We start from the raw sequence: 8,167 nt of genomic DNA on the forward strand, positions 1-8,167 counted from the left end.
GGCCACCCTCCCCAGCCAGCGGTCAGCCCAGTGCCTGCTCCAGATCGGCGAGCAGGTCGTCGACCGTCTCGATGCCGACAGACAGTCGCACGAGATCGGCGGGAACTTCAAGCGGCGAGCCGGCAGCGCTCGCGTGTGTCATCCGACCCGGGTGCTCGATGAGGGACTCGACCCCGCCGAGGGACTCGGCGAGCACGAAGAGCCGGGCCCGGTTGCAGATCTCCACGGCGTGCTCCTCGCCGCTCGCGGCGCGGAAGGAGATCATGCCGCCGAACCGGCGCATCTGCTTGGCGGCCACCTCGTGGCCGGGGTGCGCGGGCAGGCCCGGGTAGATGACCTGGTTGACCTTGGCGTGACCGTCCAGGTACGCCGCGATCCGCTCGGCGTTGTCGCAGTGCCGGTCCATCCGTACCCCGAGGGTCTTGATGCCGCGCAGGGTCAGCCAAGCGTCGAACGGGCCGTTGATCGCGCCCATCGCGTTCTGGTGGTAGCGCAGCTCCTCGCCGAGGGTCCGGTCGGCCGCGATCAGGGCGCCACCGACGACGTCGGAGTGCCCGCCGATGTACTTGGTGGTGGAGTGGACCACGACGTCCGCGCCGAACGCAATCGGCTGCTGCAGGTACGGCGAGGCGAAGGTGTTGTCCACGACCAGCAGCGCGCCCGCGTCGTGCGCGACCGCGGCCAGGGCGGCGATGTCGGCGATGCCGAGCAGCGGGTTGGTCGGCGTCTCCACCCAGACGATCCGCGTGCTGCCGGGGCGGATCGCGGCCCGCACCGCGTCCGGGTCGGAGACCTTGGCCGGGGTGTAGTCCAGCCCCCAACGCTCGGCGACCTTGGCGAAGAGCCGGTAGGTGCCGCCGTACGCGTCGTCCGGGATGACCACGTGGTCGCCCGGCTTGCAGACGGTGCGCAGCAGGGTGTCCTCGGCGGCCAGGCCGCTGGCGAAGGCGAGCGCGACCGGCCCGCCCTCCAGCGCGGCCAGGCACTCCTGGAGCGCGTCGCGGGTGGGGTTGCCGGAGCGGCTGTACTCGTACCCCTGCCGGGGCGCGCCGACGGCGTCCTGGGCGTATGTGCTGGTCTGGTAGATCGGTGGGATCACCGCGCCGGTGCGGGCCTCCGGGTCCTGGCCGGCGTGGATGGCGAGCGTCTCGAAGCCGTGACTCATTCCCGAGACGTTAGTCCGCCCGCCCGTCCCGGCGCGGGGAACCCGGGGCGGTGGGGGTGGCGCTCACGCGGCCCGGTCGGGGTCCCCGATTACGCTGCCCCGGTGAGCGGGTGCGTGTTCTGCGGGATCGTGGCGGGCGAGGTGCCCGGGTTCATCGTCGCCGACGAGCCGGACGGGGTGGCGTTCCTGGACACCCGGCCGGTCTTCCGGGGTCACGTGCTGGTGGCGCCACGCACCCACCTGGTGACGCTCGCCGAGCTGCCGGCCGGCGCGCTGCCGGGCTACTTCCGCCTCGTGCAGCGGCTGGCGGTGGCGGTGGAGACCGGTCTGGGGGCCGGTGGGACGTTCGTGGCGATGAACAACAAGGTGTCCCAGTCGGTGCCGCACCTGCACACCCACGTGGTGCCCCGGACCAGGGGCGACGGGTTGCGCGGCTTCTTCTGGCCGCGCACCCGGTACGCCGACGACGCGCAGGCCCGGGAGTACGCCGACCGGATCGCCGCCGCCCTCACCTGATCCCGCCGGCCCTGCCCCTGCCGGGGCTGTCGACCCCGGATGGTCGACCGGCCCGGCCCGCTCCGCATGATCAACTCGGCCTGCGGCATGTCGTGCTCTCATCGAAGTGAGAGAGCACTGTTTGCGGCATCCCGATCAGGGCACGGGACCGGGCCCCGGTGATTCCCGGCCGGGCGGGTAAGGAACTGGGGACCGGCGCTGTTGCACACGCTGGGAAAGCCATGAGAGGAGTCCCACCGTGTTCCTTCGCCGCATGAAGGCCGAGATGATCTCTCCCGACCAGGCCCTGCCGGGCCGTCCGATCGCGATGCCGATCGCCGACCGGCACGAGGTGCTCCCCTCCTCGCTGAAGGGCCCCTTCCCCGAGGGCTCGCGGGTCGCGGTCTTCGGAATGGGCTGCTTCTGGGGCGCCGAGCGACTGTTCTGGACCCTCCCCGGCGTGATCACCACGTCGGCCGGCTACGCGGGCGGCTACACCCCGAACCCGACGTACGAGGAGGTCTGCTCGGGGATGACCGGGCACGCCGAGGTGGTCCAGGTCGTCTACGACCCGGCGCAGATCAGCTACGAGGACCTGCTCAAGGTCTTCTGGGAGAACCACGACCCGACCCAGGGCATGCGCCAGGGCAACGACGTCGGCACCCAGTACCGCTCGACGATCTACACCACCACCGACGAGCAGCTGGCCACGGCGCAGGCGTCCCGGGACGCGTTCGCCCCGATCGTGGCCCGGGCCGGCAAGGGTGAGATCACCACGGAGATCGCCCCGCTGGGTGACTACTACTTCGCCGAGGACTATCACCAGCAGTACCTCGCCCCGACCAAGAACCCGAACGGGTACTGCAACCACGGGCCGAACGGGCTGAGCTGCCCGGTCGGCGTGGCCCGTGTGGCCGGCTGACCGATCCTGCCGCAGGAGCAAGAGAAGACCGGGTGGCACCCACGCCACTCGGTCGCCGGACTACTTGTGATGTCGTCCGGGCGGCACGCTCCGAAACCCGGCCAAGCCGACCATACGGTACCGGGCGTAGAACCGGCCGGGACGAGGAACGCTGGAACCGAACTTCGCCAGCTTGCTTCATCGGCCCTCCCGAGCGACCGCCAAGAGCACCGCATCGGTCAGCGCCGACTGGCGGTGGTCAACGATGCGGCGCCACGGTCCAGGGGACCGTGGCGCCGCTGACGCCACCGGAGCCGCGGGATTCCTAGGAAGCAGTCCCGAGGGGCGGCATCATCGCTTAATCCTTAACCTTTCCTGCCATCAAATACATCGACACCAGCAGGCAGGCCATGGCGAGAATTGCCGCCAGTTCTCGAGGCATCCAGCTCAGCAGAAGCGCGATGGTCAAAATCGCAGCAACCCCGACCAGCGCGGCCTGCACCGCTTTCCGCGTGGAACTCTTCCAACTGCCGACGTGCCGCATCAGCCTCACCATCTACTGGTAGCCCTGTTGCTGAAGAAACAATAGGTATCGATCGACAAGAATACCGTACCGACTCTTGCAAATGGCCGCGCATACTTCACGTAACGTCGCGCCGCCCCCCAGAGCGCCCATTGAGCGACAAGCCCCCAACCAGCGCCCCACATATGACAGCCTCGGATCACAGGGTTATAGCGGCGATGGGCTCTGAGGTAACCCCGAGACGAACGTCCCGCGAACAGGCACTTGAATGGGTTGTAGTTGCACGACCATTTCCCGTTGAGGTCGTAGACGTTCGCCGGGTCGGCGCAGGTGTACTCGTATCGGTTGCAGCTACCGCCGGGCACGGGGTCGACCTGGAGGAAGCGGCCGGTGACCGGGTTGTAGAGCCGCACGCCCATCAGGATGATGCCCGACGGGGTGTCGGCGGCCCGCTGCTTGGCGCCGAGCCAGCCGTACCGCTCGGCACCGATGTCCCCGCTGTTGCGCAGGTTGCCGTATTCGTTTGCCTCGGTGGTGCGGGCTAGTCCTTCCCCGGTGGCATCCAGCTCGGCGACCAGATCCCCGTGCAGGTTGGTGAGATGCCAACCGACCTCACCGCTGTCGCTGTCGAAGGTGCCGGCCATGCCGGCAAGGCCGGCCAGCGGCCGGGTGAAGGTGTCTGCGGTCTCCTGCGTCCAGCAGGGGTTGTCGTCGTCCCCGTCGTAGTGGTTGACCGCCTGCGCCGCCGCGCCGCTAGCGTTGTCGGTCCATGACCGTACTCGCTCGCCGGTGACGTCAACGGCGTAGTCGGTCGTGCGCCCGTTCTGGGTGATCGTGTCCACCAGGTCGGTCGCGTGGTAGGCCACCGTCACGTTGCCGCCTCCCGGGTTCCCCGTGTCCACGCCGGGAACCGTGGTGGTCCGGCCGAGGGCGTCGTAGACGTACCCGGCGGTGTTGACCCGGTCGGCCGTGTCAAAGGTCCAGGTCCGCGACGACGCCGCGGTCGTGGTCTGACACGTCCCGTCGGAGGCCGGGGCGTACTCGGCCACCGATTTCCGGTTCGACGACGCGCTGAACCCGTACGACCGGGTGACGCACTGCCCGCCGATGACGTCCGCCAGGCTGGTCAGCCGCCCGGCCTGGTCGTAGCTGTAGTTCTGGTCCGACAGGGTCGAGATGTGCTCCCGCCACTGGCCGTGCGCTGATTCGGTCACCGACTCTGTGTAGAGGGTGCAGTCGGCGGCGGGGCAGCCCGGCTTGACGTAGGTCAGGCCGACCTGGGTGCCGGTCTCGTCGGTGTCGGTGCTGACCTGGACCCCGTTGGGCCAGGTCTCCGAGACCAGTTTGCCGTCGGCGTCGTAGCTGCCGGAGAAGACGCCGGCGTCGGTGTCGTCCACCGAGGTCAGCAGGCCGCGCCGCTCGCTGCCCCCGTCGTACGTGTAGGTCCGCTGTGCCTTGCCGTCGTGCGTGGTCTTGGTCCGGCCCAGCAGGTCGTACGTGGTGGTGGAGACGTTGCCGTCGGCGTCGGTGTAAGACGTCTGCCGGCCGAGCGTGTCGTACGCCCGGATGACCTCGGCGGTCACGGCACCCCCGACCACGGACTGGGTCCGCGACAGCTGGCCGGTGGCCTGGTCGTAGACGTTCCGGGTCACCGGGACGGCCGTGCCGAGACCGGCGGCCGCGCTCACCGACGTCTCGTACGCCCGACCGGCGGGGTCGTAGGTCGTGGTGCTCGTCCGCAGCGTGCCGGCGCTGGTCTTCTCGGTCACGACCCGCGCCTGGTTGAACATGTCGTAGGTGGTCACCGTCGCGGGCAGCTCGGGGCCGGACGCCGGCTGGCCACCGGGCTGCACCCGGCAGGGCAGGTTCGCCCACTCCGGCCGCAGGTCGCACTCGCTGTATCCCGACCCCGAGGTGGCCCGGTAGTAGATCGTCTGCCGGGTCGCCGGGGTGTTGGTGGTGGTGCCGCCCGCCGGGGCCGTGGTCGAGGTGACCAGGCCGGTGAGCGGGTCGTAGCTGGTCCGGGTCGCCTGGGCGAGGCCGGACGGGTCGACGGTCACCACGGTCGGCTGGCGCAGACCCCAGTCGTAGGCGGTGGTGGTGGTACGTAGGTCGGAGTCGGTTTCGACGCCGTTGGGGTACCAGCGCACGCCGACCTTCTCGGTGGTGACCAGGTTGTACGGCCCGCCGGTGGTGGGCGCTCCTTCGTCATAGGTGTTGAGGGTGATCTGGCGACCGCGGACGACGGTGTCGTCGGGGAGCATGACATCGTGCTCCGGCTCCCAGGTGCTGGTGAGCCGTTGCCCGTCGGACGAATAGGTGTTCAGGGTCGACCTGGCTCGGGCCAGCGTCGTCTCCGTCGCAGCGTCGTCGGTTGGGCTGGCGTTGAGCGCCCGCTCCCGGTTGCCGGCGGTGAGCGTCCGCACCGTGTTGCCCCACTGGTCGTACCAGGTGGCGTCGATGTGGCCGCCCGGCGTGGCGGTGTTGACCTTGCGGGCGTTGGCGTCCAGGTAGGTCACCGTGGCCTGCTCGTAGGACGACGGGAGGGCACCGGTCGCCGGGTTGCCGTCCGGCACCTGGTCGGCGGGGAAGACCGCGCTCGCGTCGGTCGGCGCCTCGGTCTGGTACCAGCGGCTGGTCTGGGCCGCCGACAGGTCGTACGGGGCGCCGGCCCCGGAGACCGGCACCTTGTAGACGACCGTGGTGACGGCCGTGCCGGCGGTCAGCGCGGAACGGGTCACCTTGTAAAGCCGGCCCTTGCCCGGGTCACCCGCAATGGTGGTGTAGCTGAGCTGCCACGGCTCCTGGCCGTTCGGGGTGACCGAGGAGAGGATGCCGTCGAGGTCGTAGGTGTAGGTGTCCCGGAGCTGGTGCGAGCCGCCCTCGTCGGACCAGTCCAGCCGTGGGTCCCAGCTGACCCGCAGCCGACCGGCGTCGTCGTAGGCGTAGCGGGCCATCGGCACGGTTCGCATCGCCGGGGTGGCCAGGTCCGGATCCCAGGCGGTGAACGAGATCTCCTTCACCCGGCCCAAGTAGTCGCCCCAGCCGGCCTCGGTGCCACCGGTGGCGGTGGTCGCCGTCGCGTAGCTGATGGTCAGGGCCCGGCAGCCACGGGTCAGGGTGGCGCAGTTGACCCCGTCGGGCACCGGTGCCAGCATCCGGGTCGGGCGGACGATCTCCTTGTTGTTGATCGTCACCTTCTCCCAGCTCAACGTCGTGGTCTGGTTGCTGCCCGGCACGGTCACCGAGGTCGGGAAGTACTTCCCGGTCGCAGCGCCGGCCACCCGGGTGAACAGCACGGTGTTGCCGTCGGTGTCGGTCAGCGTGTACCGGTCACCCGCGCTGTCGTAGGTCAGCTGGAGGCCCTCCATCCCGACCTCCGGATCGAAGGCGGTGGCGGTCCGCTTGCTGAAGCCGATGGTGTCGCCCTCGGGCAGCCCCACCTGCACCAGCGAGCCGTACACGCTCAGCGAGGTGTACGGGGAATCCGCCTCGTCAACGATGGTGCCGGAGACCCAGCCAGGGCCGAACATGTTCGCCGAGTCCGTCTCGGTGGCCCGGCGGGTGTTGTACGAGCGGGTCACCGTGAGGTCGCTGCCGAACGAGTCCACCGACACGTCGGTGTCCGACAGCGTGTAGTTACCGGTGATCAGATTGACCGAGCCCGGCCCCATCTGCACCGACTCGGCGGTCGCCTGGTTCCGGTCGAAGGTGATCTTCACCGGGCTGGAGGTGCCGCCCGTGCCGCCGGTGAACGTGCCGCGCAGCTGGAGCGGGCCGTCCCGCGGGATCGACTCGGCGTCAGCTGCCGTGAGGGTGGCCTCGACGTCCCAGTTCAGCTTCGGGAACGCGCCGCCGCCGCTGGTCGGCAATGGCCAGGTCACCGCCCCGCCGCCGGCCGCCACGGTCACGTGCCCGGCCGGGATGTCGGTCCACGCGTCGGCGTCGCCGCGCCGCCACTGGTAGGTGACGCCGGTCGCGGCCGCCTGGCCGATGCCGGTGATCGCGGTCTTCGCCGCGGTGATGTCACCCTCCTTGGGCGCGGTCACCGCACCGGAGCCCACCTTGAAGGTGTACGTCTGGATCGCGGAGGTGTTGCCCGCGCGGTCCTTCGAGCGCACGTACAGCGTCTGCGGCCCGTCAGTGGTCGGCGTGATGGACACGGTGGCCGTGCCGCCCAACGCCGCCGCGTTGACGGTCTGGTTCGGCGGGTTGACGTTCAGCCCGTACTCGTAGGACGCGACATCCGAGACGCCCGACGCGCCGAAGGTGAAGCTGCCCGCCGTGCCGACCGCACCGGCCCACTGCCCAGCCGGGTATGCCGTCGAGGAGATCGTCGGCATCGCCGACGGTGCGGTGGTGTCGATGATGAACGCGCAGTAGCTGCTCCACGCCCCGTCGACCAGACCGTCGTTGCCCCGCACGTGCCACGAGTAGGTGCCGCCCTCGCCGAACGCGCCGGCCGGCACGGAGGTCGACAGCCAGGAGCCGGACGCGCCCGGCCCGACGATGGCGGTGCCGATGTGGCTGCCCCCACCGGTCACCCACTCGAACTCGGCCTTGACCTGGGAGCCCTCGGCGTCGTTGATCTGCGCCCGCAACTGCGGGGTCTTCGTGTTGATGTACGGCAGGTTCGAGCCGGTCACGCAGGCCGTCGACGGCACCGTCGCCCGGGAGCCGACCGTCGGTGGGGACTGGTACGTCAGGTTGACGTACGGGTCGTTGGCACCCTCCATCGAGTTGAACTTCTTCCAGCCGAGGCTGTCCGTCTCCGAGGTGGACCGCAGACCCACGTTCACGGTGCAGCAGGTCGCGCCGCTCGCGTGGTCCGCGAAGGCCCCGGTCACCGACGAGTTGACCCAACCGGCCGCGCAGGAGGAGCTGTAGCCCTTGGTGGACGAGGTGTACCCCAGCTTCTTGACCCAGGTGGGTTGGCTGGTCCACCGGGTGGAGGTGCTGGCGTACAACGTCTCCCAGGTCTCCCACTGCCGCGCGGTGCAGCTGTAGGAGTGGTGCTCCCACAGGTACAGCGTCGCCGCCTGCACCTGGTTGCCCTTCAGCCAGTCCAGGCCGTCGAAGCGGA

The 8,167-nt window shown here is 69.9% G+C and carries 5 protein-coding genes; 2 read left to right on the forward strand and 3 right to left on the reverse strand.

What is annotated here, in order from left to right; translation table 11 throughout:
* Positions 1 to 22: 22 nt before the first annotated feature.
* Positions 23 to 1,165 carry a cystathionine gamma-synthase gene (locus tag ACL02O_RS25235; RefSeq protein WP_412820638.1) on the reverse strand — a complete coding sequence of 381 codons (1,143 nt, stop codon included), beginning with the start codon at positions 1,163 to 1,165 and terminating at the stop codon, positions 23 to 25.
* A gap of 102 nt (positions 1,166 to 1,267) precedes the next feature.
* Between ACL02O_RS25235 and ACL02O_RS25240 the strand changes: the two genes are divergently transcribed.
* Positions 1,268 to 1,681 carry an HIT family protein gene (locus tag ACL02O_RS25240; protein ID WP_412820639.1) on the forward strand — a complete coding sequence of 138 codons (414 nt, stop codon included), beginning with the start codon at positions 1,268 to 1,270 and terminating at the stop codon, positions 1,679 to 1,681.
* Between the two features lie 238 nt (positions 1,682 to 1,919).
* Complete coding sequence (gene msrA, locus ACL02O_RS25245) at positions 1,920 to 2,582, forward strand: peptide-methionine (S)-S-oxide reductase MsrA (protein WP_412820640.1); 663 nt, start codon at positions 1,920 to 1,922, stop codon at positions 2,580 to 2,582.
* Positions 2,583 to 2,919: 337 nt separating this feature from the next.
* Here msrA and ACL02O_RS25250 read toward each other — a convergent pair whose 3' ends face one another.
* Together ACL02O_RS25250 and ACL02O_RS25255 are read right to left on the reverse strand one after the other, a co-directional pair.
* Positions 2,920 to 3,105, reverse strand: coding sequence for a hypothetical protein (locus ACL02O_RS25250; protein WP_412820641.1), 186 nt, complete (start codon positions 3,103 to 3,105; stop codon positions 2,920 to 2,922).
* Between the two features lie 5 nt (positions 3,106 to 3,110).
* Positions 3,111 to 8,167: RHS repeat-associated core domain-containing protein (locus tag ACL02O_RS25255; RefSeq protein WP_412820642.1), on the reverse strand; the 5,057-nt coding region annotated here is incomplete at its 5' end.

Source organism: Micromonospora mangrovicola (assembly GCF_047200535.1).
Lineage (GTDB): Bacteria > Actinomycetota > Actinomycetes > Mycobacteriales > Micromonosporaceae > Micromonospora.

Excerpts from the sequence above, each read along its gene's own strand:
- ACL02O_RS25235 (WP_412820638.1), bottom strand. The coding sequence starts at position 1,165 with ATGAGTCACGGCTTCGAGACGCTCGCCATCCACGCCGGCCAGGACCCG.
- ACL02O_RS25250 (WP_412820641.1), bottom strand. The coding sequence starts at position 3,105 with ATGCGGCACGTCGGCAGTTGGAAGAGTTCCACGCGGAAAGCGGTGCAG.